General features: G+C 61.4%; 27 protein-coding genes. 16 read left to right on the top strand and 11 right to left on the bottom strand.

What is annotated here, in order from left to right; translation table 11 throughout:
- Positions 1-19 precede the first annotated feature (19 nt).
- The 4 genes from AB4Y35_RS04405 to AB4Y35_RS04390 form a co-directional block, all read right to left on the bottom strand.
- Positions 20-1435 carry an aspartate ammonia-lyase gene (locus AB4Y35_RS04405; RefSeq protein ID WP_368703466.1) on the bottom strand — a complete coding sequence of 472 codons (1416 nt, stop codon included), beginning with the start codon at positions 1433-1435 and terminating at the stop codon, positions 20-22.
- The gene (locus AB4Y35_RS04400) at positions 1413-2414 is read right to left on the bottom strand and encodes a LysR family transcriptional regulator (protein WP_254355393.1); all 1002 of its coding nucleotides are present in this window, start codon (positions 2412-2414) and stop codon (positions 1413-1415) included. The genes AB4Y35_RS04405 and AB4Y35_RS04400 overlap by 23 nt, the downstream gene beginning before the upstream one ends.
- Positions 2415-2490: 76 nt before the next feature.
- Complete coding sequence (locus tag AB4Y35_RS04395; RefSeq protein ID WP_368703465.1) at positions 2491-3870, bottom strand: MFS transporter; 1380 nt, start codon at positions 3868-3870, stop codon at positions 2491-2493.
- Between the two features lie 264 nt (positions 3871-4134).
- Positions 4135-5223, bottom strand: coding sequence for an asparaginase (locus AB4Y35_RS04390; RefSeq protein WP_368703464.1), 1089 nt, complete (start codon positions 5221-5223; stop codon positions 4135-4137).
- A gap of 524 nt (positions 5224-5747) precedes the next feature.
- Here AB4Y35_RS04390 and AB4Y35_RS04385 point away from each other — a divergent pair.
- Positions 5748-5933 (top strand): hypothetical protein, encoded by a 186-nt coding sequence (locus AB4Y35_RS04385; RefSeq protein WP_368703463.1) that lies wholly within the window; start codon positions 5748-5750, stop codon positions 5931-5933.
- Between the two features lie 71 nt (positions 5934-6004).
- Here the strand turns inward: AB4Y35_RS04385 and AB4Y35_RS04380 are convergent, their stop codons facing one another.
- The 3 genes from AB4Y35_RS04380 to AB4Y35_RS04370 all read right to left on the bottom strand — a co-directional run bounded on the left by AB4Y35_RS04380 (position 6005) and on the right by AB4Y35_RS04370 (position 9268).
- Positions 6005-7192: a porin gene (locus tag AB4Y35_RS04380; protein WP_368703462.1), complete on the bottom strand. Its 1188-nt coding sequence runs from the start codon at positions 7190-7192 to the stop codon at positions 6005-6007.
- A gap of 120 nt (positions 7193-7312) precedes the next feature.
- Positions 7313-8107 carry an ABC transporter substrate-binding protein gene (locus AB4Y35_RS04375; protein ID WP_368703461.1) on the bottom strand — a complete coding sequence of 265 codons (795 nt, stop codon included), beginning with the start codon at positions 8105-8107 and terminating at the stop codon, positions 7313-7315.
- 39 nt (positions 8108-8146) lie between these two features.
- The gene (locus AB4Y35_RS04370; protein ID WP_368703848.1) at positions 8147-9268 is read right to left on the bottom strand and encodes a M20 aminoacylase family protein; all 1122 of its coding nucleotides are present in this window, start codon (positions 9266-9268) and stop codon (positions 8147-8149) included.
- Between the two features lie 179 nt (positions 9269-9447).
- Between AB4Y35_RS04370 and AB4Y35_RS04365 the strand changes: the two genes are divergently transcribed.
- The 7 genes from AB4Y35_RS04365 (at position 9448) to AB4Y35_RS04335 (ending at position 15883) form a co-directional block, all read left to right on the top strand.
- Positions 9448-10401 carry a LysR substrate-binding domain-containing protein gene (locus tag AB4Y35_RS04365; protein ID WP_368688324.1) on the top strand — a complete coding sequence of 318 codons (954 nt, stop codon included), beginning with the start codon at positions 9448-9450 and terminating at the stop codon, positions 10399-10401.
- A 243-nt stretch (positions 10402-10644) separates the two neighbouring features.
- Complete coding sequence (locus AB4Y35_RS04360; RefSeq protein WP_368703460.1) at positions 10645-11877, top strand: molybdopterin-dependent oxidoreductase; 1233 nt, start codon at positions 10645-10647, stop codon at positions 11875-11877.
- Between the two features lie 9 nt (positions 11878-11886).
- Positions 11887-12222: a cytochrome c gene (locus AB4Y35_RS04355; RefSeq protein WP_368703459.1), complete on the top strand. Its 336-nt coding sequence runs from the start codon at positions 11887-11889 to the stop codon at positions 12220-12222.
- Between the two features lie 284 nt (positions 12223-12506).
- The gene (locus AB4Y35_RS04350; protein WP_368703458.1) at positions 12507-13799 is read left to right on the top strand and encodes a GNAT family N-acetyltransferase; all 1293 of its coding nucleotides are present in this window, start codon (positions 12507-12509) and stop codon (positions 13797-13799) included.
- 235 nt (positions 13800-14034) lie between these two features.
- On the top strand, positions 14035-14262 hold the full coding sequence (locus AB4Y35_RS04345) for a hypothetical protein (protein ID WP_368701183.1): 228 nt from the start codon (positions 14035-14037) through the stop codon (positions 14260-14262).
- Between the two features lie 295 nt (positions 14263-14557).
- On the top strand, positions 14558-15379 hold the full coding sequence (locus tag AB4Y35_RS04340) for a DUF4377 domain-containing protein (RefSeq protein WP_368703457.1): 822 nt from the start codon (positions 14558-14560) through the stop codon (positions 15377-15379).
- Positions 15380-15595: 216 nt separating this feature from the next.
- On the top strand, positions 15596-15883 hold the full coding sequence (locus AB4Y35_RS04335; RefSeq protein WP_368703456.1) for a DUF1330 domain-containing protein: 288 nt from the start codon (positions 15596-15598) through the stop codon (positions 15881-15883).
- 26 nt (positions 15884-15909) lie between these two features.
- Here the strand turns inward: AB4Y35_RS04335 and AB4Y35_RS04330 are convergent, their stop codons facing one another.
- Positions 15910-16122: a hypothetical protein gene (locus AB4Y35_RS04330; protein ID WP_368703455.1), complete on the bottom strand. Its 213-nt coding sequence runs from the start codon at positions 16120-16122 to the stop codon at positions 15910-15912.
- Between the two features lie 31 nt (positions 16123-16153).
- Complete coding sequence (locus AB4Y35_RS04325) at positions 16154-16960, bottom strand: GNAT family N-acetyltransferase (RefSeq protein WP_368703454.1); 807 nt, start codon at positions 16958-16960, stop codon at positions 16154-16156.
- Between the two features lie 83 nt (positions 16961-17043).
- On the opposite strand from AB4Y35_RS04325, the gene AB4Y35_RS04320 reads away from it, so the two are divergent.
- From AB4Y35_RS04320 to AB4Y35_RS04300, 5 genes are all read left to right on the top strand, one after another.
- Positions 17044-18009: a GlxA family transcriptional regulator gene (locus AB4Y35_RS04320; protein WP_368703453.1), complete on the top strand. Its 966-nt coding sequence runs from the start codon at positions 17044-17046 to the stop codon at positions 18007-18009.
- A 294-nt stretch (positions 18010-18303) separates the two neighbouring features.
- A complete protein-coding gene (locus AB4Y35_RS04315; protein WP_368703452.1) occupies positions 18304-18717 on the top strand; it encodes an ArsR/SmtB family transcription factor in 414 nt (137 codons plus the stop codon).
- A complete protein-coding gene (locus tag AB4Y35_RS04310) occupies positions 18710-19231 on the top strand; it encodes an SRPBCC domain-containing protein (protein ID WP_368703451.1) in 522 nt (173 codons plus the stop codon). The genes AB4Y35_RS04315 and AB4Y35_RS04310 overlap by 8 nt, the downstream gene beginning before the upstream one ends.
- A gap of 24 nt (positions 19232-19255) precedes the next feature.
- Entirely contained in the window at positions 19256-19483 is a 228-nt protein-coding gene (locus AB4Y35_RS04305; RefSeq protein ID WP_368703450.1) for a hypothetical protein, read from the top strand.
- 337 nt (positions 19484-19820) lie between these two features.
- Positions 19821-20528, top strand: a complete 708-nt coding sequence (locus tag AB4Y35_RS04300; protein ID WP_368703449.1) for a RibD family protein — start codon at positions 19821-19823, stop codon at positions 20526-20528.
- A 374-nt stretch (positions 20529-20902) separates the two neighbouring features.
- Here AB4Y35_RS04300 and AB4Y35_RS04295 read toward each other — a convergent pair whose 3' ends face one another.
- Both AB4Y35_RS04295 and AB4Y35_RS04290 read right to left on the bottom strand, forming a co-directional pair.
- Positions 20903-21475 carry a hypothetical protein gene (locus AB4Y35_RS04295; protein WP_368703448.1) on the bottom strand — a complete coding sequence of 191 codons (573 nt, stop codon included), beginning with the start codon at positions 21473-21475 and terminating at the stop codon, positions 20903-20905.
- A gap of 99 nt (positions 21476-21574) precedes the next feature.
- Positions 21575-21865 carry a muconolactone Delta-isomerase family protein gene (locus AB4Y35_RS04290; protein ID WP_368703447.1) on the bottom strand — a complete coding sequence of 97 codons (291 nt, stop codon included), beginning with the start codon at positions 21863-21865 and terminating at the stop codon, positions 21575-21577.
- Between the two features lie 338 nt (positions 21866-22203).
- Between AB4Y35_RS04290 and AB4Y35_RS04285 the strand changes: the two genes are divergently transcribed.
- From AB4Y35_RS04285 to AB4Y35_RS04275, 3 genes are all read left to right on the top strand, one after another.
- Positions 22204-22389: a hypothetical protein gene (locus AB4Y35_RS04285; RefSeq protein WP_368703446.1), complete on the top strand. Its 186-nt coding sequence runs from the start codon at positions 22204-22206 to the stop codon at positions 22387-22389.
- An 85-nt stretch (positions 22390-22474) separates the two neighbouring features.
- A complete protein-coding gene (locus AB4Y35_RS04280) occupies positions 22475-23653 on the top strand; it encodes an MFS transporter (RefSeq protein ID WP_368703445.1) in 1179 nt (392 codons plus the stop codon).
- A gap of 85 nt (positions 23654-23738) precedes the next feature.
- Positions 23739-24725: an MDR family oxidoreductase gene (locus AB4Y35_RS04275; protein ID WP_368703444.1), complete on the top strand. Its 987-nt coding sequence runs from the start codon at positions 23739-23741 to the stop codon at positions 24723-24725.
- Positions 24726-24760: the final 35 nt, after the last annotated feature.

Below are 24760 nucleotides of genomic sequence, written 5' to 3'. Positions count from 1 at the left end.
GCGGCCGGCCAGCAGCCGATTACCTCGGCTCAAAAACCGGATACGACGCCTTATCGATCAGCGACAGGGTGTCGTCGCGCGACAGCAGACCCGACTCCTCGAGAATCTGCACCAGTGGCCGACCTTCCGCAACCGACTGGCGCGCCAGTTTGCTGACACGAGCATATCCAAGCTTTGGCACGAGCGCCGTGGCCACAGCCATCGAGTCCATCAGGTGTCGCTCGTTGCATGCAACGTCGGCGGTGATGCCGGCCACACACTTCTGCGCAAACCGCTCGATGCCGTTGGTCAGCAGCATGATGCTGTCGAACACACGGGAGGCCACCACGGGCTCGAAGTGATTGATTTCCAGTTCGCCATACTGAACCGCCTGAGCCACCGCGACATCATTGCCGATAACGGCAAAACTCAACTGGATCATCGCCATCGGCAAAACAGGATTCACCTTGCCCGGCATGATCGAGGAGCCGGCCTGCGCCTCCGGCAAGCGCAGCTCCCCAATTCCGCCCACAGGGCCGGAGGAGAGCACCGTCAGGTCCGATGCAATTTTTGCAATGGACGCCGCACAGGTGCGAAGTTCGCCCGAAACGCGCGAGAACACGTCCATGTTCTGCATCGCGTCGAACGCGTTTGCCGGCGCGACATAGTCAACGCCTACGAGTTCCGAGAGGTGTTGATAGACAGCGGATCGATACCCAGCCGGCGCACCAAAACCCGTACCGATGGCCGTACCACCGAGCGGCAGCGTCCGCAGTTTGTCGCGCACTGCCACCAGTTCCTCCGCGAGACGTCGCGCAAGCGACGCATAACCGCCGAAAAGCTGACCGAGACGCATCGGCTGCGCATCCTGCAGACAGGTACGGCCGAGGTGAAGGACGTCGGCAAACTCGATCGTCTTCCGATCGAACTGCGCCGCCAGTTTCTCGACTTCCGCAATGAGCGGTCCGAGCATCGCGTAGGTCGCAATCTTCAGCGCGGCTGGATACACGTCATTCGTGGACTGCGAGCGGTTGACATGGTCGTTGGGATGGATCACGTCGTACGACCCTGGCGCGTGCCCCAAAAGCTGCTGCGCCCGATTGGCGATCACCTCGTTGAAATTCATGTTCGTCGACGTGCCACCCGAGCCTTCGAGCAGATCGACGATCAGTGAGTCACGAAACTTGCCTTCGATGATTTCCTGACACGCACGGCTGATTGCGTCGCATTGTTCCGGCGTGATGACACCGGTGTCCCGGTTCGCGAGCGCGGCCGCCCATTTGCACTGCGCGAAAGCCACCGCAAACGCCGGGTAGTGAGCAATGCTGAGAGGAGAAACCGTCAGATTGTCAACGCCCCTCACCGAGTTGACGCCATACAATTTCTCGACCGGAATTTCGACTTCACCAACGTAATCGCGTTCGGTACGCGTTTCAGCTTTGGCTTGACTGTTCATTTGAGTTCCTGTTTCCAACATCAATCAGTTGTTCAATTTCCTGGCCGAGAGCCTTTTTCACTCGCGGCAGGAACGATGTTTCGATCACTTCGGATGCCGTATCGCATGCGTCTTCGAAAAAGGCGCTGTATTCGTCGCGCCGCGCGACCAGATACAGCGACCGTTCGAGGCCCAGTCTGTCGACGACGTGGCGAGTCACCCCGTCCGCGTAAGCCGCCCCCTGAAGCAGACACATCGGCGAGGTCACGGCCCAGCCGATGCCTTCGGCCACCATCGAAGTCAGCGCGTCAGCGTTGTCGAGTTCGAGCCTGGTCGGCGTGCGCACCTCAATGCGACGCAGATAGCGCTCGATCTGCATGCCGACCTGTGATTTCCGGTTGAAGCGCACGATGGGCAATGCGTCGGCCAGGGCCCGGATGTCCTCCACGGAGCGAACCGACTTGCGGAAATCCCGCGGCGTGATGACGAGGTACTTCTCGGACAGGAGCCGGAATCGCACTACGTCATTGGCGTCGATCAGCGCGTCGCTCGTGACGATGAGGTCCAGATCGCGCCGCAGCAGCGCCTCGCCCTGCTGCGGGCTCAATCCCGTACGGATAGACAGTTGCGATACCTTCTCCAGCAGGCGCTTCGTAAAAGCCGAGCCGCAGGTGGCCGCGAACGAGTCGACAAATCCGATGCGAAGATCAGGCTTGATGCCTCGCCCCGCTTCGACGACCTGCGCCTTCAGATTGGCGATCTCTTCGCTGAGCACCGCTCCGCGGTTCCTCAATGCGATGCCGTATGGCGTCAACGCGAGGGGACGGGTCGTGCGATTGACCAGCACGACCCCCAGTTCGTCTTCCAGCTGGCGGACGATCTGCGAGACACCCGATTGGGAAATGCCCATGCGTGCAGCCGCCCCGGACATGCTGCCCTCCTCCGCCACGGCGACGAAGACCTGCACCGCATACATATCAATTGGCTTGTTGAGCGACACGATGGACTCTCCCACAGTTGCGTTCAGCGGACATTGCCATGAGTGCGCCAACGTGGGAGCGTCAGACGCCTGGGCTTCAGTGGCGATGTCCCGCTGTGTGCAGGCTCACGTTCTGGGCGCCGTCCACCGCCGGCTCGTTGCCGCCCTGACCAGAACCCATATCCGAAAGACTCTCCTTGCCGGTTTCCGGTGCGAACAAATGACAGAACACGCCACCGAACACCAATACGGCCACGCACACACCGAGCGCAGCGTGAATGCCAACCTGTTGCACGGCCACGGGCAGGAGAAACGTGCTGATCGCGGAACCGAAGCGGCTCGAGGCAACGGCCAGCCCGACGCCTGACGCGCGCAGGTGGGTCGGGAAAAGCTCGGGCGGATAGACGAACTCGAGGTTCGCCGCCGCCGAGAGAATGCAGGCGAAAATGCCAAACGAGAGTATCGTGCCGAGCGGACCGAACCCGGCGTAGGCGAGCACCGCCAGTCCGATAGCCGCGAGATAGAAGCTGCCAATCAGGAACGCGCGGCGCGAGAGCCTGTCAACGATCAGCAGTCCAAAGATTGCTCCGGCGAACAGCAGTACGTTATAGACAAGTCCACCGACAAAGCCGTCCTTGACCTGCAAGGCTTGCAGTACCTTCGGAGAGAAGGTACCGAGCGCAAAGTATGGAATGACCTGGCACGTGTAGAACACGCAGCCGACCAGCGTGTTTCTTCTCCAGCGGGCCGAGAACAGTTCTGACCAGGCACCACGACGTCGCTGGGGCGCGGCTGCCGGTGCAGGCAGGATGGTTTCCGGACCGAACTTTGCGCGGATGATTGCCAGTGCCTCGTCCTTCCGGCCGCGTTTCATCAGCCACATGGGCGACTCGGGTACGCCGAGACGGAACGGCAGGATCAGCAGTGCCGGCGGTCCACTGGCGGCCAGCATGATCCGCCACGCGTCGGGGCCGATATCGCGAATGGCAAAGCCAGCCAGGTACGCACAGACGTAACCCGCTGCCCAGGCGGCCGCGAGCACACTCAGGAGACGGCCACGATAGCGGCGCGGGGAAAACTCCGTGACGAGCGATTTGCTCACGACGTAGTCGGCACCGAGAATGAGACCAAGCAGCACGCGCAACACCAGCAGCTGGGTCGGCGACGTCACAAAGAATTGCGCTGCGGAGATCGCTGCAAAGAGCAGCATGTCGAAGGCGAAAATGGTGCGGCGGCCATATCTGTCTGCCACGGGCCCGGCAAACATGCTGCCAAAAAACAGGCCGGCAAGGGACGCCGCACCGAGTGCTCCCATCCAGAGCGCGTTCAGGTGCAGCGCCCCTGCAGCCATGCTCACCGCGATGCCGATGATGCCCAGCACGAAGCCGTCGCTGAACTGTCCGCCTGTCCCGCTGAACGCCACACGCAAGTGGAAACCGCGCAGCGGAACGTCCTCCATCAATATCTGCTTGCTCACTTTCGTCTCCTGGACTCTGGTTATCAGCGAGGCGCCTGCCTGCGCCTTCTGAAACCAGTGTAGGGACTCAGATTCAAGAAAACAGCATGTCCGGTGTCAGTATCAATAACTCTAATACTATGTCACGCGGAGGCTGAAGTAGAGCACCTCGACGTACGCCAACCGGTTGAGGCTACTGGAACGGCACACGGCGCGGCGGTGCTTTGGCAGCACCGCCGCGCCTGAACGAATCATCTTCACCGGTGCTCAGCCGGCGAAAGCGGGTCAAAACTGGTGAAGCATTGCCTGGATGCTCGACGGATCTTTGGTCGCCGTGAGCGCAAGCATCAGGAGAATGCGGGCCTTCTGGGGGTTCAGATCGTCACCGAGAAGACCCACATAGGCCGGATCTTCCGGTATGAACCCGCCTCCTGTGCGGGAAGAGCGGACCACGATCACCCCCTGGGCGATCGCCTTCCTGATCGACGGAAGGGTGAGAAGCGATTCGCTGCCTGCTCCAACGCCGGCGACGACAATGCCCTTCGCTCCGTGCGCGACTGCGGCGTCGTACATGTAGCCGCCGTCATTCTGATAGCCGTAGACGATATCGACTTCCGGCAAAGCATCGAGCTTCGACACGTCGAATGGCGTTGCAGTGGTGTTGCGTTTCAGTACGGACGTCTCGAAGTGAGGAACCTCGTCCACCAGCGTGCCCAGGTAACCCGCGTCGTTTCCCTTGAACGTATCCGGCGTCGTGCCGTTGGTCTTCGTGGTGTAGCGAGCCGAGCCGATCCGGTCATTCAGCACGATCATGACGCCGTGGCCACGCGCCTCCGGCGAGGCGGCAACCGTGACTGCCTGCAGGAGATTGCTCGGACCGTCGGCACTGATGGCCGTCGACGGCCGCATCGATCCCGTGACCACCACGGGCTTGTCGCTCTTGACAACGAGATCTAGAAAATAGGCGGTTTCCTCAAGGGTATCGGTGCCGTGGGTCACCACGACACCCGCGATATCCGGTTGAGCAAGCAACTGATTCACGCGCTTCGCCAGTTTCAGGAGGATATCGTTGGTGATGTTCTCACTTCCGACATTCGAAATCTGTTCACCGGACACCTGGGCAATCTTGCCCAGTGACGGGACCGATTTGAGAAGCGCGTCAGCCGTCAGCACGCCCGGCTTGTAGCCCGTCGTCTGCGTTTCACTCCCCGCGGTACCTGCGATCGTGCCGCCGGTTGCCAGCACCGCTACGTGGGGCAGTTTATCGGGGGATGTGGATTGCGCCATGGCCGGCGCCACTGAGAACAGGCAGAGCGCAAGACCGGCTAAAAGCCGGCCTAAGTAGTCGCTCATATGAGCGTGGTTGTGTCTCACGGGATGTCTCCAGACTGGAAGTGTGGAACTCTCGATAGCCATCAAAATTGGCGTATCGCTGAAGACGAGTGTAGTGACACATTCAGGAAATCAAATCACGCGCGGGGCACCATTAAAGAAACTGATAGTGCGGAGTACGGAAGATGAAGATGTAATCCGCTTACGACCAATTTCCAGGAGACTCACGACCGGGCAATCTGCGGGGTGAACGCCTGATGAAAGATACTCTCAGCTTAGGGGTTACCATCATTGGAAGGTCAAGCGTCTCCACTGCGGCAAACGCTTCGTGGCCCCTTTTTTTGGGGCAAGCGCGCACTCAAACATCATTCGACTCTACTGGTCGGCTCGAGGCGATGGCGGCGAGCCTTCGATGGACCAGCGTGACTACTTGCCGTTGGATGTTTAGCGATGTCCGCGTGTTAGCGGTGCAGCCAGGCAGCCCGATCGGAATCGGCACATCTGCCCAAGGCGGCCAGGCGGACTATCATGAGAGGGAGCTGTATTCATCAGCGCTGGAGCCCATCATGACGTCGAATCCATCCAGGGAGCCGACCGGCACCCCCCTCAACCCCGCGCAAACGTCCGTCCACAAGACGCGCCAGCCCGATCCAAAGGGCCTGAAAAATCCGGGCCCAGACGACCTTCCTGACGCCGACGCGGCGGAGCCCGAGCCTCACGAGCATCTCCCGTCCAGAAGCGACGACAACTGATTCAACATCGCAGGTAGCGACACAGTTCGACCTGTGCTCCGTTGGAACGGAGCACAAGGCGTGGTCTGAACTCAGAAGCTGTGCCGGATGGCAGCACGCACGACGAGCTGGCGCGAAGTCGAGGAAAGATCCTGCGCACCGGGTACGTATGCCTGGTCGAGCGACGAGCCGGTCCTGTCACCCGCAACCAGCTGGAAGGCGCCTTGCAGATAGACGTCCGTGCGCTTCGAGAGGTTGTAGTCGGCCATCAGGCCCACCGAGTGGATCGAAGGCTGCACGCTACCGGTCGTCGCATCGTAGTGCATGATCGTGTAAGCATAGTCCGCTCCGACGAAGAAGGCCGGCGTGAACTGGTACTTGCCGTTGACCTCGAAATTCTGGTACCTGAGCGACGTCACGTGGCCGCCGGCGAGCGGTCCGGTCACCGGCTGGATCGTCTCGTCGCCGGTGAGATACCCAACGTTGGCCACGGGCTGGCCGATGTACGTATTGGTGTACGCGAAGCCGACCGTTGCCGATCCAGCCGTGTAGTTCACACCCGCACCGAATATCTGCAACCGCGACGAAGCGAAATTGCCGTCCGCGCCGTTCGTGCTGCTCGCGCCCGCAATCGCGCCGCCCGAGGTCAGCGCAGGGTTGCTGGCGTTCAGGTACGCGGCGGCGATGAGCCATCCGCCCACCGTGTATTGCGCGCCCACGCTCACCGCCCGGTTGTTCGCGAAGTTCGTATCGTTGCTGAAGCTGTACGTGCCGCCAAACGAGAAGCCGCCGTACGTCGGGCTCGCGTACTTGATCGTGTTGTTGAGCCGGAAGGTATTGTCGGTATTGTCGTTGTCGAGCGGGTGCGAAAGCAGGTAGCCGCCCCAGCCGCCGTTCGCCGTGGTCTGTGCAAGATAATCGACCACGGCATCGTATTGGCGCCCGAGCGTCAGCGTGCCGTAACGCTCATTGGCGAGGCCGGCGAACGCCTGCCGCCCGAAAGCGCGGCCGCCTTGTGCAAGCGCTCCGTTACTCGCGTTGAAGCCGCTTTCGATCTGAAAGATCGCGCTGTTTCCTCCGCCCAGGTCTTCGGTGCCCTTGAGTCCCCAACGGCTGCCCTGCGCATAGCCGCTCGTCATTTCGTACACGGCGTGGCCGCCCACGTTGTTCGTGTAGTCAATACCCTCGTCGATTACACCGTAAAGGGTTACGCTGCTTTGCGCGAACGCAGGCGCCGCCGCACCGCACAGCGCCATGACGCAAAAGATCTTCCTCTTCATCAGGTTTCCGTTTTTTATAAGGCATGCTAAAGATGTCAACGAAGGCGTGCCCCTTTTCCCTTCGCTGTGGCGGGCCGCATGCCTTGCGCCCACCACGCCGGCTACTCGGTCTGGTCTGCGTTATTTCGCGCCGTAAATGTCGAAGTCGAAATACTTCTTGTTGATGCGCGCGTAGGTGCCATTCGCGAGAATCTCGGCGAGCGCAGCGTTGAACGCGTCACGCAACGCAGTGTCCTGCTTGCGCAGACCGAGGCCGTCGCCCTGACCGAAGAACTTCGGATCGTCGATGGCGTTTCCGGCGAAGGTGAAGTCCTTGCCCTCGGGTCGCTTCAGAAAGCCGTCGCTCGCCGCAATGGAGGCCTGAAACGCCGCATCGAGGCGGCCCGACGTCAGGTCCGCGTATACCTGATCCTGGTTCTGGTAGGCGACGATCTCCACGCCGGCGGCTTGCCATTTCGCGCGTGCGTAGTCCTCCTGACTCGTGCCCTGCTCGACACCCACGCGCTTACCCTTGAGGGAGGCCGCATCGGGCAGCAGCGGCGAGCCGCGCCGCACGACGAGCCGCGCAGGCGCATTCGAGATCTTGTTGGTGAAAGCGATCTGCTCCATGCGCTTGGGCGTGATGGTCATCGACGACGAAATGACGTCGAACTTGCGCGCGATCAGGCCGGGAATCATGCCGTCGAAGCTGGTTTCCACCCATACGCAATGCGCATTCAGTTGCGCGCACAACGCATTGGCGATATCGACGCCGAAGCCCGTGAGCGTGCCGTCCGGCGTCTTGTATTCGAGTGGCGGATAGGTGGGGTCGACCGCCAGCCTGATTTGCCGCCCCTTGAGATCCGCCGCGTGTACGGAGCCAGCCGTTGCAGCTGCCGCGAGCGCCAGTGAAAGCGCCATCGTCCATTTCTTCATTTGCCTGTCTCCTTGCTGTCGTTTCAGTTGTTTCGGGGGTTACTGCAGAATCTGCTCCGCGAGCTTGATCCAGTAGCTCGCGCCAATCGCGAGGCTCGCGTCGTTGAAGTCGTAGCCGGGATTGTGCAGCGAGCAATGCTGCGTGCCGTCCCCATTGCCGATCGAGAGGTAGCTGCCCGGGCAACGCTCCAGCATGTATGCGAAGTCCTCGCTCGCCATAAGCGGACGCAGCCCGTCAATCAGCATCTGCGCACCGCCCCACTCGAGCGCGACGCGACGGGCCAGTTCGGTCTCGTCCTCGTGGTTGACGAGCACCGGGTAGCAATGGCGGTAGTCGATCTCCACGCGTGCGCCATAGCTTGCGGCCTGCCCTTCGGCAACTTCGGTTATGCGCCGCTCCAGCAGCGTGCGCACCTGCGCCGAAAGTGCGCGCACGCTCAGGTGCAGCTCGGCATGAGGCGCGATGACGTTCGAGGCGCTACCCGCGTGCAGCGCGCCGACGCTGACCACGGCCTGCTCATGCGGCGCCACGTTGCGCGCCACCACGCTTTGCAGCGCCATGACGATCGACGCACCGACCACGACCGGGTCGATCGTCTGCTGAGGCGCGGCCGCGTGGCCGCCGCGGCCGATCACGCGAATCGTCACCTCATCGGCGGAGGCCATGAACGCACCGCCATGAAACCCGATCATTCCCGCCGGGAAGCCCGGCACGTTGTGCATCGCGAACACGGCGTCGCAGGGAAAACGCTCGAACAGGCCGTCTTCGATCATCCTGAGCGCGCCGCCCAGGCCCTCTTCGGCCGGTTGAAAAATCAGGTGCAGCGTGCCACGCCATTGCGGTTTTTGCGCAAGACATCGAGCGGCCGCCAGCAGCATCGCGGTGTGGCCGTCGTGGCCGCACGCGTGCATGACACCGTCGTTGCGGCTGGCATAGGGAAGGCCCGTCGCCTCGTGAATCGGAAGCGCGTCCATGTCGGCGCGCAGCCCGAGGTTAGCCCCACGCCCGCGCTCCATCGTCCCGACCACGCCCGTGCCGCCCACGCCGCGCGACACACGATAGCCCCACGCCTCGAGCTTCGCGGCGACGAGCGCGCTCGTCGCGTGCTCTTCGAAGCCCAGTTCGGGCTGCGCGTGCAGTTCATGGCGCAACGCGATCATTTCGGCTTCTATCGCCGCCACTTCCGGCAACACCCACTGTCTGCCCAATTCGCCTCCTTCACCCTTGTGTACATCGTGGAGCGAATCGTATGCAGCGCAAATTGCTGGGAACAGCCAGCGTTTTGTTATGATGACAACCTTCTGTTGTCACCCTGCGCCAGTCGGGCGTCTCTGCGCAAATGAAACTGCATCAACTGGAAGCGCTCGTCGCCAGCGCGGACGCCGGCAGCATCCGCGGCGCGGCCCGCGCGCTCGGGCTTTCCCAGGCCGCCGTCACGCGCGCCCTGCGCGAACTGGAGGCGAGCGAGCGTCTTCCGCTGCTGATCCGCGCGCCCGAAGGCATCACGTTCACCGAGCATGGCAAGGTGCTCCTCACGCACGCGCGCCTCGTGCTCAACCAGCTCGAACACGCGCACAGCGATCTGGAGCGCTTGAGGGGACGCATGGAAGGCAGCCTCATGGTGGGCGTCACGCCGTGGATTACGCTGACCTTTCTTGCCGAAGCCGTGCAACGCTTTCGCAAGCGCATGCCCGAGATCCGCCTGGAACTGATCGAGGGACTGATGGCAGTCGCGCAGCCGCTGCTGCGCGAAGGCAGCATGGACTTTGCCGTCGGCCAGTTACAGCCCGGCGCGAGCGCGCAGGAGTTCGCATGCGAGCCGCTGCTGGCCTACGAGTCGACGGTGATGGTGCGCGAAGGCCATCGCAAGGCGCGGGCGCGCTCCATCCACGAATTGCTGGACGAGGACTGGGTGCTCAATTTCGCACCGGACGGTCAGCGGGATCTCATCGACTATCTTTTCACGCGCCATGGCGCGCAGATAGACGAGCGCCGTATTGTCCGCGCGCAGTCGGTAGCGACGTTGCAGACCATGGTCGAGCAGGCAGACATGTGCACGTGGAGCCCGACGATCCTGAGCCATGTGCCGCCGTTCGGCGGCCGCCTGCGGCCGCTCGCATTGCGTGAAGCGTTCGAGCCCCGACAACTGGGCATCGTCACACGGCGCAACAGCACGTTGAGCCGCGCGGCTGCCGCCTTCATCGACTGCCTGCTGCAGGTCATACGCCGACATGCGCGCTCGGCGAAAAAAGAAGACCTCGCCTTGTTCGAGACGTTGGAGCTGTTGATCTAGTACATGAGACTGCTCATCAGCGAGCGATCGGTCCGCACTGTGAACGGCCATTGTGATTTCGCGAGATTATCTGTGCGTGCGTCTGGCTATTGATTCTGCGGCGATGGCAAGTGTCTCCGAATGTGAGCAAACGCACCGATCTTTCCGGGCGCTCAAGATATGGTTCTCGCAGGCGCGTTACGTCCGGGACGTTTAAAAACCTCGGCGAACGTGCGATCTTGTCCCGGATTGGGAGGAAGAGCGATGAACGACGGAAACGATATCGGGCGCCGTCACGCGTTGCGTTCCATCGTGACGGCTAGCGCCGCCTTCCTGACACTGGGACTGCCAAAGCTCGCAAGCGCGGCGAATGCGATTACTTTCCCCTTTGAGAACGGGCTGCGGGAACTGACCACGGCGTTTCCCCAGAAACGTGAAATGCTGCTCCTTCGCAGCCGTCCGCCGTTGCTCGAGACACCGTTCTCCGTGTTCGATCAGGGCGTGTTCACGCCCAATGATCAGTTTTTTGTTCGTTGGCACCTCGCAGGCATTCCAACGAGCATCGACGCACGCAACTTTCGGATCAGGGTTCACGGAGCGGTGCGCCGCGAAGTCGTTATCGGACTTGCGGATCTGTCCAAAGACTTCGAGCGGGTCGAACTCGCCGCCGTCAACCAGTGCGCAGGGAATTCGCGCGGCTTCTTTACGCCGCGCGTTGCGGGCGGGCAATGGGGCAACGGTGCGATGGGCAATGCACGCTGGACCGGGGTGCGCCTCAAGGACATTCTGGATCGCGCGGGCGTGAGCGGCGGCGCAGTCCAGGTGCGCTTCAACGGCGCCGACGCCGGCGCGATTCCCGCAACGCCCGATTTCATCAAGACACTGAATATCGATCACGCGCGCGACGGCGAAGTGATCGTGGCATTCGCGATGAACGGCAAGCCGTTGCCGTTCCTGAACGGGTACCCCTTGCGATTGGTCGTGCCCGGTTGGTATTCGACTTACTGGGTGAAGATGCTCAACGACATCGAGGTCATCGACACGCCGGACACCAACTTCTGGATGGCCAAGGCGTATCAGATTCCGGACACGCCTCACGCGGACGTATTGCCTGGGCAGACCGGAGTTGCGACGGTCCCTGTCAATCGAATGGTCCCGCGGTCGTTCATCACGAACGTGAGCGACGGGTCGGTGGTGGATATCGCCAGGCCGCAGACCATACGCGGCATTGCGTTTGGAGGCGACACCGGTGTGCGGGAGGTGCTTTTCTCGGCAGACGACGGGATGTCGTGGACGCCAGCGAAGCTCGGTCAAAACTTCGGCAAATATAGCTTCCGGCGCTGGGAAGCACCGTTCGTTCCACGGCACGCGGGCCAATTCGTATTGAAAGTAAAAGCTGTCAACGACAACGGCGCTCAGCAGCCCGACAAACCAAACTGGAACCCGGGCGGCTATATGCGCAATGTTGTCGAATCCATGACCGTCGTTGCGGCTTGAGGAGTCGTCATGAGAGCGTGGACAGTCTGGGCCGCCATGGCGGTGGCGAGCATCGTCGCATCGAGCGCGGTTCTCGCCCAATCAGCAGGCAGAGTTGCGAGGGATACCGTGGAGGTCACGCTGCCCACCGGAAACCCCTTCCCGCCAGGACCCGGTTCGGACCTCGCGAATGCGCATTGCCTGATATGTCACTCTGCAGGGATGGTAACGCGCCAGCCCCCGCTGACCTTTGACGAGTGGAAAGCCGAGGTGACCAAGATGCGTGCAGTCTACGGCGCCCCGCTTCCGCCGGAGAACATCGAAGAGATCGCCCGCTACCTCGCGACAATCAACGGGAGACCCTGATACGACAATGCGGGGACTTCGAGGGAGACGAAGCCAGCGCGGCGTGCCAACGTCGCTAAATGCATTCCCCTGAATAACGTATGCCTACAACGTTTTCAGAAAATCCTCCCACCCGCATGACGCGCCCTTTTCTCCTCCGAAATTGCTCCCTGAACGTCACCTCCACCGTGCGCCCGACCCAGCACGTCCGTGCTGTTTCACAAATGGCCATCAACTTCCGGGCGAGCCTGCCGTTATAACGGTGCAGCAAAACGAAGGGCAAGGCCCCTTCTTCTTTCAGGATCATGTCGACGCACGAAAGCGTCAGCCAGCAGCCAGTACGGCTCGCGCAAGAAACGGGGCCGGACGTGCGCAAACTGCAGACAATTCTCAGACGAATCTGGCCGACTGGCTCCGACAAAGGCATTGCGCCGCAACGGGCGCTCATCCTGTTGCCTATGCTGACGGTGTTGATCCTTGCCGTGTTGTGGATCACGATCCTCGAGAGACTGCGGGTCGAAAAAGACGCCGCGCTCAACGATGCGCGCGTCGCGGCGCGAACAGAGGCGAGCGCGCTGAAAACGCACACGCTTAAAACGATCCACGACGTCGACGAGATTGCGCTGCTCATCAAGTTCGGGTACGAGAGTTCGCCCACGACGTTCGACATCAGGAAATACCAGGCCTACGGACTGGTGACGGCCGACACCGCGTTGCAGGTGACGATCGTGGACGCAGAAGGACGCGTGATCGTATCGACCATTCCGTTTTCCGGCGAGGTTGACTTGAGCGACCGTGAGCATTTTCGGGTGCATCGCGAGCGCGCGGATGTCGGGCTCTTTCTCAGCCATCCGGTCATCGGCCGGATTTCGCGTCAGACGTCGATCCAGGCCACGCGGCGCATCGACCGCCCGGACGGCAGCTTCGGCGGCGTCGTGGTCGTGTCGGAGAATCCGGCGTGGCTCACCGACGGCTTCTATACGAATGCGGCGCTCGGCGAGCCGCGTGACGCGTACGCAACGCACCCTCGATGTCAGGAAAGAGTACCTTTAGATATCCGAAATGATAAGCTTCAACTCCCGGGAATCCTGATGGACACAGCGTCGAGCCCTGCTCTTATTCGCCCGACCTCGGAAGACGACTGGCAAATCTTGAAGACGGTTTTCCTTGCTGCGCTGCTCGACAGCCCAACGGCGTTCGGCCTGAGTTACGCCACCGCGGCTGCGTTTAGCGAGCAGCAATGGCGCGAATGTGCTTCAGGTCAGACGCAGCCGCAATATCTGGTAGCCATGGTGCGAGGGCAAGCAGTCGGTCTTATCGGCGACGCTATGAGCCGCTCGCGCGAATACAACCTGATTGCCATGTGGGTTCACTCGCAGTACCGAGGCCTGGGAGTTGCAGGTCGCCTGGTCAATGCAATCCAGGCGCGCGCGATCGAACGCGGACAGCGGAGAGTCGTGTTGAGAGTCTCGCCAGACAACACCCGCGCGGTAGGTCTCTATCGCCGACATGGTTTCCAGTTGTTGCCCGAACGAGAAGCGCTAGCCAATCAACCCGGCATCATCGTGCAGAAAATGGAATGGAAGCGCGCTGGCTGAATGTCAGAGCGATTGCTCACTGAGATTGTTCAACCAGGCAAAACTGGGGATGGAAACGCCCTTGCTCGATTCGCGGCTCGTAGGGTCAGCCGGCGTGCAGATGACCCGATCGTTGCGCTAGTATGGACGAGCGAAAAGGCGGATCGAAGACAGCACCGGCCTGGTGCTGCCGTCACCTGCCCGCTTTGTCCTGCTGTTCAGCCGCTGGCATCGCCGCGTTCAGACGGAGGTCGACATGAACGAACAATCCGTGCTCGGTATCATCCACGCGCAGGAACTCCTGATGGTGTCCCTCATCCGCATACTTCCGCCCGACGAACGGCGCAAAGTGTCCGAGGAGTTCCACGGCCAGGTCGAGCTGGCCGAGGCGCCGCATCTGAGTGACGGCCATAACCGCGAGATGACCGAAGCGTTCAGGGCGCATATCCGCAAGCTGTCGATCTTGCTGGCGTCGTTGAGTTGATCGGGCCGAGGTTCGCGCCGGCGGCAATAGTCACGAAACGCGCCGTAATGCACGAATCGTCGCCGGGTTAGTCCGGGCGTGGCGAGCCATGCCCGGCCCGGTGCACCATGCCGATGGCGCCGCCGCGCTAGAAGACGCCCTCGCCTCACAGTGACTTTATCAACGGGGCGCAACGCCCCGGGGTTGTATCATTCACTAGTTCCCCCGGTCTCCCCATTTGCGATTGGACTATGTCGCGGCTCATTTCACGCGACAAGCTGCCTGAAACATCCACCGAACCAGCTGAGGTACCGCCGTGAAGCGCAACGTGCTCTTTCTGCTGCTCGCCCTTGCCGCATGCTCGCAAATACCCGACGCGAGCAGCCCGGCGCCTTCGACGAGCGCGTCGACTACTGCCGCAGCGAGCGCGCTACCGGCGATCGAACCTGGGATCCTCAGTCAGTATCACTGGCAACTCAGCGACGCATTTGACAGCAAAGGCATGCGCATTGATGCGTTGTTTGTCAGTGCAGAAAAGCCAGTGCAACTGGACTTCAGCAGCGACCGGTTAAACGTAGTCAATAGCTGCAACAATATGGGAGCCAGTTACAGCGTCAAGAAAGGACGGCTGCAGATTGGCCAGATGGTGAGCACCATGATGGCTTGCCCTGACGCCGCTCGCGCCGCACTCGACGACGCTATTGCCCAGCGCCTGCGTGGCAGCCTCGGCGTGAGCCTGCTGGCCCGTAGCGATACCCCCCGCATGCAACTGGTCACCGATAGCGGCGACACGCTGGCATTTACGGGTGTGCCCACTGCCCAGACGCGCTTCGGCGGCCCCGGTGAAACGACCTTCCTCGAAGTGGCCGCGCAAGCGGTGCAGTGCCATCATCCGCTCATTCCGGACAAGCAATGCCTGCTGGTGCGTGAGCGCCACTTCGACGAGCACGGTTTGCCAACCGGAACACCCGGTGCATGGCAACCGCTGCATCAGGATATCGAGGGCTATACCCACACGCCTGGCATGCGCGATGTATTGCGCGTCAAGCGCTATACCATCAAGAACCCGCCCGCCGACGGACCCGCCATTGCATACGTGCTGGACATGGTGGTTGAATCGGAAAAGGTTGAGAACTAGCTCGACGCTTCACGCTCGGCGCTTGAGAAACGGCGCAGCATAGCGTCGGTAGTCGCACGTGCCGAGTCCAACGCGCCGGTGAGTCTCCCGACCAGTCAGTTTCAGCAGTCGGGTTTTCATCGTGGGTCGACATCCGCGCCGACACTGCGTATCGATGCCCGATGCGGTTTCATGGCATCATCGTGCGGACCTTCACACAACCCGAGGAGCGACACGATGGCGACTTTTATTGTCTTCACGAAGGAAAGCACGCAGGATCAGAGTGAGCTCGACATCTACCAAAGCAAGGTGGGCGAGACCTTCAAAGGTCATCCGGTCAAGATTCTCGCTGCCTACGGACCTCAACAGGTTCTTGAGGGCGAAGCGCCAGAGGGTGTCGTGATCGTAGAGTTTCCATCGACTGCGGCCGCCCATGCGTGGTACGACAGCCCGGCGTACCAGGAAGTCGCGCAGCACCGGTTCAAGGGCGCGCGCTATCGCGCCGTTCTTGTCGAAGGCGTGTGACAAGGCGACGAAGTTCGGCCGCGGAGTTATCCATCGAGCGCAAAGACGATCTCATCGACGCGGCCGTCCGTCAGGGGTTCCCCAACGAACGGCGGCACCCACGCCCTGGCGAAAAACGGCTGGTCGACGACGAGATCAGGTCCGGGGCGAATCACCACACCGCACGCTGATGCGTACTCACGATTGCAGGGCTGATCGCCGGCGTGATTTTTCTCGATGTGGGCGTGAGAGGCGGACATGTCGCGAACATCGGCCCCGCGTGCCTTAATCTCACTCCGAATTGAGCCTGATCCTGATCAGGTGAAAGGCCTGCCTCAACTCAAATCCAAGGCGTTCATACAACCCGATTGCAGTTCGATTGTCACTGCGGACATGCAGGAACGCCGTACACCCGCGTGCCTCGATATCCCGGCGCAGGACATTCACAAGCCGCCCTGCAAAGCCCTTGCCGCGATGCTCGTCGTGCACGCAAACCGCGCTTATTTCGACGTAACCATCGATGTGCATGCGCTCACCTGCCATTGCGATGAGCTGTCCTCGTTCGCGGATTCCGATGTAGTTGCCCGTCTCGTGCGTACGCCTGGAGAAAGGACCCGGTTTGGTCATTGTTGCGAGGTCGAGCATGTCCTCGGCGTCGAGGTGACTCAGGCGGAGCACCGCCGGGTCATGCTTGCTGTCAGTGCTGTCCGTGCTGGCAGCCACACGACTCACTGCCACCATTTGATGGAGCATGCCGACCTGGTCGGCTTGCAGTCCCTGGACCGGTTCTACGGGATTGAGTGTCATCAATCTCGCCTGTTCGCCGGGCTGCAGAAGCCCGTGAAGCTCATGCCAGGCCGTCGCAGTGTCCGACACGACGGCCGCGAACGGCGCGATTTCCGGATGATAGCGACGCGCAAACGAACCGCCTTGCCGCAGATGCCCGTGCCGGGTCGTCAAGGCCGACCAGATGGGGGTGTCGAGGATATGTCGGGACAGGCAATTCATATCGATTCCTTGTGCGTGCGTTGCGTCTTCGAGGATGCCGTTGGCGCCGGGCAGGAGGAGCCGTTCCGGCAGCAGTTCGAACCTCGCCAAACGGGTTTCGTTGGTGAGTAATGTATGTGCCGCGCCGCCGCTGTACTATTGCGATAAATGTCAACTTTGATAGCGTTTACGCCATGAAGCTGAGCGTCCTGGCCCTCGATAACGTGTTCGACACCGGCCTGACTGCAGTACTGAATGCCTTCAACACTGCGAATGAGTTGGCGGCGCAGCAAGATCCGCATGTGCAGCCTTTCGATCTTTGTGTGGTGGGAGTGAAGCGTGAGGTGCGCACGGCGCTCGGGATGCGGATGTCCGTTCAGCCGACGAGCGCCGCCGACGGGTCCGACTGGGTCATCGTGCCCGGGCTGAGCACGAAGAAGCCCGAGCAGTTGGTGTTGTCTCTCGGGCAGCGCGACGTCATCGACGCCATGGCCCGATTGCGTGGCTGGCATGCCGCTGGCTCGCGCATTGCGGCGTCATGCATCGGCACGTTCGTGCTGGCGGAATCGCAACTGCTGCAGGACCACGATGCCACGACGTCGTGGTGGCTGAGTCCCCTGTTCCGCCAGCGCTATCCGGACGTACGTCTCGACGAATCGAGAATGCTGGTTCCCTCGGGCGAGTTCGTCACAGCGGGAGCCGCAATGGGGCATCTCGACCTCGCACTGTGGCTGATACGTCAGTCGAGCCCCGAGCTTTCCACTCTTGTTGCACGTTATATGCTGGTAGACAGGCGGCCGTCGCAGGCGCCGTACATGATCCCGGAGCATCTGGCGCGCGCGGATCCACTTGTCGAGCGATTTGAGCGCTGGGCCCGTTCGCGGCTCGCAGAAGGCTTTTCGCTCGAATCGGCGGCCGACGCTCTCGCGACGAGCAAGCGAACCCTGCAGCGTCGTATCGAGTCGGTGCTTGGCAAATCGCCTCTGGCGTACTTCCAGGATTTGCGCGTCGAGCGCGCACTTCATCTGATTAGGACGACTCACCTGGATATCGAGGCGATCGCCGCCGAGGTTGGCTACGCCGACGGCGTGACGCTCCGTACCCTGCTTCGCAAACGCCTCGGACGAGGCGTGCGTGAATTGCGCCGCGATGCGCGCTGATCGCCGGTACAGCGCGCGGCCAGCCGTGGGCGCTATCAACTCGATGTTGCGTTTGTGCCGCGCTCAGACGACGACTCGACTGGGTCCGTTTGAAGTGTCCGGAGATGTAGGCTGTCAGTGTCACCGCTGGCGACTGGCCGACGTTGGTCGGGACTCTGCCGGGCCACCCCAGTGTCGGCTGTGCAACCGCCAGGAGTCTTCCGGACTGGACCGACCCTGCACAGATAGCTTGACAAGCGGATTTGCTTTGCACCATGATTAACCTATCAGCTAATTAACCAATTGGAAAAATAATTGGAAGCGGACCACCTCAGCGCCACGTTTGCCGCGCTGGCTGACCCAACGCGACGCGCCATCCTCGCCAGGCTGGCGCAAGGCGAAGCCACGGTCGGCGATCTGGCCGGCCCTTTCGATATGAGTGCGCCGGCCATCAGCAAGCACCTGCGCGTTCTCGCAAGAGCCGGCCTCATCACTCAGGGGCGAGATCGCCAGTTTCGCCCGTGTCGCATTGCGCCTGCGCCGCTCAAGCAGGCCGCCGACTGGGCACTGCAGTATCGCGCCCTATGGGAGCAGCGCCTCGACCAGCTCGACAGCTACCTGCAACAACTGCAACAGAAGCCTGCCGGGGACTCCCACGGAAAGCCTGCGCCGAAAACCACGTCCAACGTTACCCCAACTCGAACCAGGAAGACTCGCCGCCATGACTGACAAACTTTCAGCCCCCTTCGTCATCGAGCGCCGCTTCGCTGCGCCGCGCGAACTGGTATACGCCGCGCTGACTGAAGCTGAGCATTTGAGTACGTGGATGAGCCCACCCGGGATGGAAATGTCCCACTGCACAGTAGATGCGCGAGTCGGTGGCGTTTTCCACTACGCGATGAAGCCGCGCGGCGTGCCCGACGCTCCCGCGATGTGGGGCAAGTGGACGTTCCGCGAATTGACGCCCCCCGAGCGCATTGTCGTCGTCGTGCAGTTTAGTGATGCCGAAGGCGGCGTGACGCGACATCCAATGTCGGCGCAATGGCCGCTTTATACGCTATCGACGACGACGCTCAGCGAAGTCGAGGGTGGCACGTTGATGCACCTCGAGTGGCGCGCGCTGGACGCCAGCGAAGCCGAGGAAGCCATCTTCGACGCGTCGCACGCCAGTATGTCTCAAGGCTGGGGCGGAACCATGGACGCGCTCGACAAGTACCTCAAGCAGCAGCAAGGCGAGCGCTGAGTCGAGAGACATGTCGATGTCGGATTGCCCGGCGATCGTGTCGATATCCCGCTGTTTCCCCGCATCAATCGGGAGCAGAGCTTCTACGGTTCGAACTGGGGAAATTACGTCGACCTGAGCGAGGTCATGAGCCTTGCCGCGAAAGGAAAGATCCAGCACAAGACCACGCCGATTCGTCTGGAGCAGATAAGCGAAACGCTTGATCGACTGCGTGAAGGCACGCTCGTCGGGCGGGCTGTCGTTATCTTCTAACGGGTGCCGCGCTCAGGCGCGCCGGGCCAGGCCGCGGCGCACCTGCCTGATTTCTCTTGCCCTACCCAATGTTCGATTGACACCGGGTCTTGCGATATCGCACGGTCGCGCGCCTCATTTTGTAAGGTCGCGCGACAATGCGGCCGGATCGTTGTCCGAGGCACCACCTTTACAAAGCGCCGCTTCAAATGGACAAAGCACCTGGACGTACCACAATTCACGGACATGCCGGGCTGAATGATGAAGCCTGGGCACCCCCCAGGTACGCGAATTGCAACCTGAGCGATTCCGTTTGATTCCCCCAGCAAACCATTGCGAAAGAAGCCAGGAGTCAACCATGCGCCCCCGAATCATCTGCCACATGATGTCTTCGATCGACGGCAAACTGCATCCGAGCCGCTATTCGATGCCGCACGGCTTCGACCGGCGTCATTTCGTGACGCAATACGAAAACGTGGCCGCGGGTCTCGGTGGAGACGGCTGGCTCGTCGGCCGCGTAACGATGGCCGAAATCGTGAAGGACGAACGCGGCGCTTCGATCGCAACGAGCGATGTCGGCGCGCGCAAAGCATGGCTCAATCCCGATCGCAAACCGACCTTCGCGATCGGCCTCGACCCCGATGGCAAGCTTCACTACGCGCGCCCGACCGTGGGTGACGATCAGATCGCCGCGGTGCTCGGCGAGCACGTATCGGACGACTATCTCGCCGAGTTGCGACAAAGCGGCGTGTCATACGTGTTCGCGGGTAAAGATGGACACGATCTGAAGACCGGTGTCGAGGCACTGGGTGAAACGCTGGGTATCAAGACACTGCTTCTCGAAGGCGGCGCCGCTATCAACGCGGCTTTTCTGAAAGCCGGTCTGATCGACGAAGTGAGTGTGTTGATCTGCCCGGGAATCGACGGCGTGCGAGGTGTCCAGACCATCTTCGAAGGCCCCGAAGAGGGAAATCCCGGTTACGGTCGATCGCTCGCCTTCAAATCGGTCGAGACGCTCGAGGGCGGCAGTGTATGGGTGCGTTATAGCGTCGAATCCCCGGCGTGATCTGGCATCCGTATTCGGCGATTGATTGGTGAATTGCACCGCAGTGAAAGCGACCGGATGCAAGTGATCTGGTCGCCAAACGGGCCAACAGGAGTCGTTCGCCGGCGCGTCCTTGCGACGATTTAACCGTCCGTTCCTCTAGAGGTAACGGACCGCCATGACGAATCCAACCTCGCTTCGCACTGCGCCAGTCGTAGGCAGTGGCAAAATAGCGCACGCGGTGATGGAGCGTTGCGAGTTGCACACTTGACAGTGTTCGCGCTCGGACCATGGGGATTCCTTGATACGCCTTCTCAGATTGCGAGTTTTGAATGCTGCGCCAGCATGAATGGCTTGCGCGAGAGGTGTCCTCGATGTGTGGCGAATCTCTGAGCTCACGCTTCGAAGCGCTCGGCCATGCGTACCAACATAGCGACAACCATAACCATGCCGGGAACGAGATAAGCGGCATGTTGATGGACTCGAGTGAGGAAAGAAAGCGCGAAAATGACAGCGAGGATCCATACGCCCGCGAGATGCAGCTTTTTCCAGTTGGCCGGACCGATGAGACGCGCCGGCATTGCGAACGACGTGGCCGTCAGCAACACAATCATCAAATAGCCGATGGAACCCGGTATGTTCGTCGCGGGCGTACGCCCCACCCAGAAAGACTCGGGCGCTGTCCTGATGTAGATGACGAGCGCTGTCGCGTGCAAATATTGCGAAGCGGCGAACGACAATCCGATATAGCGCCGCTCCCTGACCAGGGCGCGGGTTAGCGCCGACGGAACGAGTCTCGCAAACGAGGTGGCAAGGAACACCGCCAGAAACAGGACAAAGGAAGTGCGAGCCGTTGCTCGTATTGCGTATTGCAGCGATTCCACGCGGTCCGGCGCCAACGCAGAGGCAACCATGGCGAATAGCGCAACGACTATGGTTAGTATGCCGAAAAGTTTCCAGCGCGTCATTTGGATTGTTCCAGGATGATTGTCAACTTGACGACATGATGTGACAGTCGCCGTCTCAACCGATTGGCCGGCCCGTACCGGCGTGAGAGCTGGAGTGGCTCAGAGACCACGCGGACCAAATCCCGAATACGAGCGCAATTGGCTGATCTGTGGCGGCGCAAGATAGCCGCTCTTGACCAAAGGGAGTTCGCCGAGGAGTTGTTTCAGGCCGTCTTCGTCTTGTGCTTCCGAAATCATGCAGGCTCCCCCTTCCGCCCGCAGCCATATCTGCCGGACTATCCCGGAGGCGTAAAGGCGGCGGACAAACTCAGCCTCCGCCTCGACTTCTTCCTTATGAGGGGACATGGAAGATGCGTTTTCGGAACGGGAAATCATCACGAGGTATTGCATGTTGCTCTCCAGGGTATGGCACTGCGATCAGGTGGGTGGCTTCGTACGAACAATACGAACAACACCGGGCTTTCTGCTTCAGACTTCATACTATGTTTTTCATAGTAACAAGGTTTTGCCTCGCATGCAAACCCGTCATCTCGACAAGAATCTCCGAATAAACCCGCAAGCATGGTATGGGATTCACGCCTAACTTGACGCTATGTTTTTCATATATACAATGCCGGAGCAGAGAGGCTTCACCTCGGTACCGGCGTCGCGAGTCGTACGCATGTCCGGATGAGAGGCGAGCCGTTTCAAGTCAGCGTTTTGGTGTGAACCCCTTCCGGAGAAATGCAATGAGCCGCTTCGTCTACGAGGCCAGGTCGACCGCACTGCTGTTCGTCGACCCCTTTAACGTCCTTTTCGAAGGGGGCGCTCTCAAGCGGGAATCGATGCACGCAGCGCATGAGCTGAACGGGCCGACCTACGCGCACAGTATCGTGAGCACCCGCGAGTTCCTCGACGCATTGCCCAAAGCCTGATCACGCTTGCGCAGTCATTCGTCCGACTCCGACGATTCTGCGAAATCCGCGCAATCCCGCCCCCCCCACCTTAGCGAAGGCACCCATGATCTCCCCGCGCCAGGTCTTCCTGATGGCACTTTGCTGCGCGCTCGCGGTCTCGCCCATCTACTACCATCAGCCGCTGCTGCCGCAAATCGCATCGACGTTTGCTGTGCCGTCGGCGCGTGGGAGCCTCATCGCCACCCTCACCCAGCTCGGCTATGCGATGGGACTGCTGCTCTTCGTCCCGCTCGCCGACGGTGTCCAACCACGCAAACTCGCTACGCGAGCGATCATCGCGAACGCAGTGGCGCTGCTCGCCTGCGCAGCGGCACCGTCCTTCTTCGTGCTGGCACTATGCAGCTTCCTCGTTGGCATGACGTCAATCTCGGCGCAAATCATCATCCCGACGGTCTCGGGCATGGCGACGCCCGAGACGCGAGGACGCGTGGTCGGTTCCCTGCTGGGTGGACTTTCCTCTGGCGTCCTGCTGGCGCGCACGCTGAGTGGCATCGTCGGCGCGCTTTGGGGCTGGCGTTCGATATTCGTGATCGCTTGCGCCATCGACATTGGCCTTCTGCTTGTCATCAGGAAACTGCCCGTGTCGAATTCGCTCGCGGCGATCCGCTATCGCGAGTTGATGCACTCGCTCGCCGGCCTCGTCCGCAAGGAACAGCTGCTACGCCTCTCGGCAACGATGGGTTTTCTTGTGTTCGCCGCCTTCAGCGCACTCTGGGCAACACTCGCGGTACTACTCGCACGCGCGCCCTACCATTACGGCCCCGCCACGATCGGGGCATTTGGGCTGATCGGCCTTGTCGGGCTTTCGGTATCGCCACGACTTGGCGCGATCGTCGACCGCGTTGGCGCGCGCCATGTTGCGACTGCGGGCGCACTCACGGTCGCCATCGCGTTCGCGTTTGTCGCAGCGGGCGGACACAGCCTGGCATGGCTGATCATCGGGATGGTATTGCTGGATCTGGGCAATCGCGCCGGCTTCATTGCCAACCAGGCGCGGATCTATGCACTGCGTCCCGAAGCCCGCAGCCGCCTGAATACCGTTTTCATGGTTTCGTACTTTCTTGGTGGCGCAGTCGGTGCGGCGCTCGGCGGTGCGGGGGCCCTGCACGCTGCCTGGCTCGGCCTCGCAGCGATCGGCGCCTTGCTCTCGCTCGCCGCTGTTGTGGTCAATACGCTCGCATACCCACGATCCCGTTCAGCCGTTGCTGACGGGCGCGCATGACCCAGGCACCCGTAAATATCACTCCCCGTTTGGCAACTCGCAGATAGCTCGAGCCATCGGGAAACCATTTGCTCAGGAGAATCACATGACCTTCAAAGCACTGCTCGCGACGAAACCGCGTGACGTGATCTCGACTCGCATCGTCAATATGCGCGAGCAGGACCTCATGCCCGGAGACGTTACCATTGCAGTCGAATATTCGACCGTGAACTTCAAGGACGCACTCGCCATCTCTGGACGCGCGGAGATCATCCGCGAGTTTCCACTGGTCGCGGGCATCGACCTGGCCGGGACCGTCGAGGCATCCACGTATCCCGGCATTTCCAGCGGCGACCGTGTCGTCCTCAACGGTTGGGAGCTCAGTCAGAACCATCACGGCGGATTCGCGCAAAAGGCACGCGTGAAGGGCGAGTGGCTCGTCAAGCTTCCAGAAGTCTTTTCCGCGCACGACGCGATGGCAATCGGCACGGCCGGATATACGGCCATGCTTGCCGTGTTGGCGCTGGAACATGGCGGCCTCTCGCCACAAAGCGGCGACGTCCTCGTCACAGGTGCCAATGGAGGCGTCGGCTCGATCGCCATTGCCATCCTGTCGGGCCTCGGGTATCGCGTCGTCGCATCAACCGGACGCCCCGCGGAAGCCGACTATCTGCACAGCCTCGGCGCCGCGGAAGTAATCGACCGGCGAACGCTCTCGGAGCCAGGTGTGCCGCTCGCCCGCGAACGTTGGGCGGGTGCCGTGGACTCCGTCGGGCATCACACGCTGGCTAACGTGCTGGCCCAGACGCAGTACCGCGGCGTGGTCGCCGCCTGCGGCCTCGCACAGGGCTCGGGCCTCCCCGGGTCGGTGATGCCCTTCATCCGGCGCAACGTGACCCTCGCGGGCATCGATTCGGTCAATGCCCCACGCTCGGTGCGCATCGATGCCTGGGCGCGGCTGGCGCGCGACCTCGACTTGAACAAACTCGGCCGCGCGACGAAGGTCATCGGACTCGCCGACGTGCCTGCTGTCGCGGCCCAGATACTGGAAGGCAGGATTCAGGGCCGCACAGTCGTCGACGTCAACGCATAGACGTTTCTTGCCCCCGCAACGCCCCTGAGTTCCGG

The sequence above is a fragment of the Paraburkholderia sp. EG286A genome (assembly GCF_040965375.1).
In the GTDB taxonomy this organism is placed as follows: Bacteria; Pseudomonadota; Gammaproteobacteria; order Burkholderiales; family Burkholderiaceae; genus Paraburkholderia.
Note: the sequence above shows the minus strand (reverse complement) of the source record. Positions and strands in the feature narration are given on the sequence as shown.

Coding starts and splice junctions, on each gene's coding strand:
- AB4Y35_RS04320 (WP_368703453.1), top strand. CDS start 17,044: ATGAAGCTGAGCGTCCTGGCCCTCGATAACGTGTTCGACACCGGCCTG.
- AB4Y35_RS04280 (WP_368703445.1), top strand. CDS start 22,475: ATGATCTCCCCGCGCCAGGTCTTCCTGATGGCACTTTGCTGCGCGCTC.
- AB4Y35_RS04310 (WP_368703451.1), top strand. CDS start 18,710: ATGACTGACAAACTTTCAGCCCCCTTCGTCATCGAGCGCCGCTTCGCT.
- AB4Y35_RS04405 (WP_368703466.1), bottom strand. CDS start 1,435: ATGAACAGTCAAGCCAAAGCTGAAACGCGTACCGAACGCGATTACGTT.
- AB4Y35_RS04285 (WP_368703446.1), top strand. CDS start 22,204: ATGAGCCGCTTCGTCTACGAGGCCAGGTCGACCGCACTGCTGTTCGTC.
- AB4Y35_RS04300 (WP_368703449.1), top strand. CDS start 19,821: ATGCGCCCCCGAATCATCTGCCACATGATGTCTTCGATCGACGGCAAA.
- AB4Y35_RS04295 (WP_368703448.1), bottom strand. CDS start 21,475: ATGACGCGCTGGAAACTTTTCGGCATACTAACCATAGTCGTTGCGCTA.
- AB4Y35_RS04385 (WP_368703463.1), top strand. CDS start 5,748: ATGACGTCGAATCCATCCAGGGAGCCGACCGGCACCCCCCTCAACCCC.
- AB4Y35_RS04290 (WP_368703447.1), bottom strand. CDS start 21,865: ATGCAATACCTCGTGATGATTTCCCGTTCCGAAAACGCATCTTCCATG.
- AB4Y35_RS04360 (WP_368703460.1), top strand. CDS start 10,645: ATGAACGACGGAAACGATATCGGGCGCCGTCACGCGTTGCGTTCCATC.
- AB4Y35_RS04365 (WP_368688324.1), top strand. CDS start 9,448: ATGAAACTGCATCAACTGGAAGCGCTCGTCGCCAGCGCGGACGCCGGC.
- AB4Y35_RS04355 (WP_368703459.1), top strand. CDS start 11,887: ATGAGAGCGTGGACAGTCTGGGCCGCCATGGCGGTGGCGAGCATCGTC.
- AB4Y35_RS04380 (WP_368703462.1), bottom strand. CDS start 7,192: ATGAAGAGGAAGATCTTTTGCGTCATGGCGCTGTGCGGTGCGGCGGCG.
- AB4Y35_RS04345 (WP_368701183.1), top strand. CDS start 14,035: ATGAACGAACAATCCGTGCTCGGTATCATCCACGCGCAGGAACTCCTG.
- AB4Y35_RS04350 (WP_368703458.1), top strand. CDS start 12,507: ATGTCGACGCACGAAAGCGTCAGCCAGCAGCCAGTACGGCTCGCGCAA.
- AB4Y35_RS04375 (WP_368703461.1), bottom strand. CDS start 8,107: ATGAAGAAATGGACGATGGCGCTTTCACTGGCGCTCGCGGCAGCTGCA.
- AB4Y35_RS04275 (WP_368703444.1), top strand. CDS start 23,739: ATGACCTTCAAAGCACTGCTCGCGACGAAACCGCGTGACGTGATCTCG.
- AB4Y35_RS04370 (WP_368703848.1), bottom strand. CDS start 9,268: ATGATCGCGTTGCGCCATGAACTGCACGCGCAGCCCGAACTGGGCTTC.
- AB4Y35_RS04330 (WP_368703455.1), bottom strand. CDS start 16,122: ATGTCCGCCTCTCACGCCCACATCGAGAAAAATCACGCCGGCGATCAG.
- AB4Y35_RS04335 (WP_368703456.1), top strand. CDS start 15,596: ATGGCGACTTTTATTGTCTTCACGAAGGAAAGCACGCAGGATCAGAGT.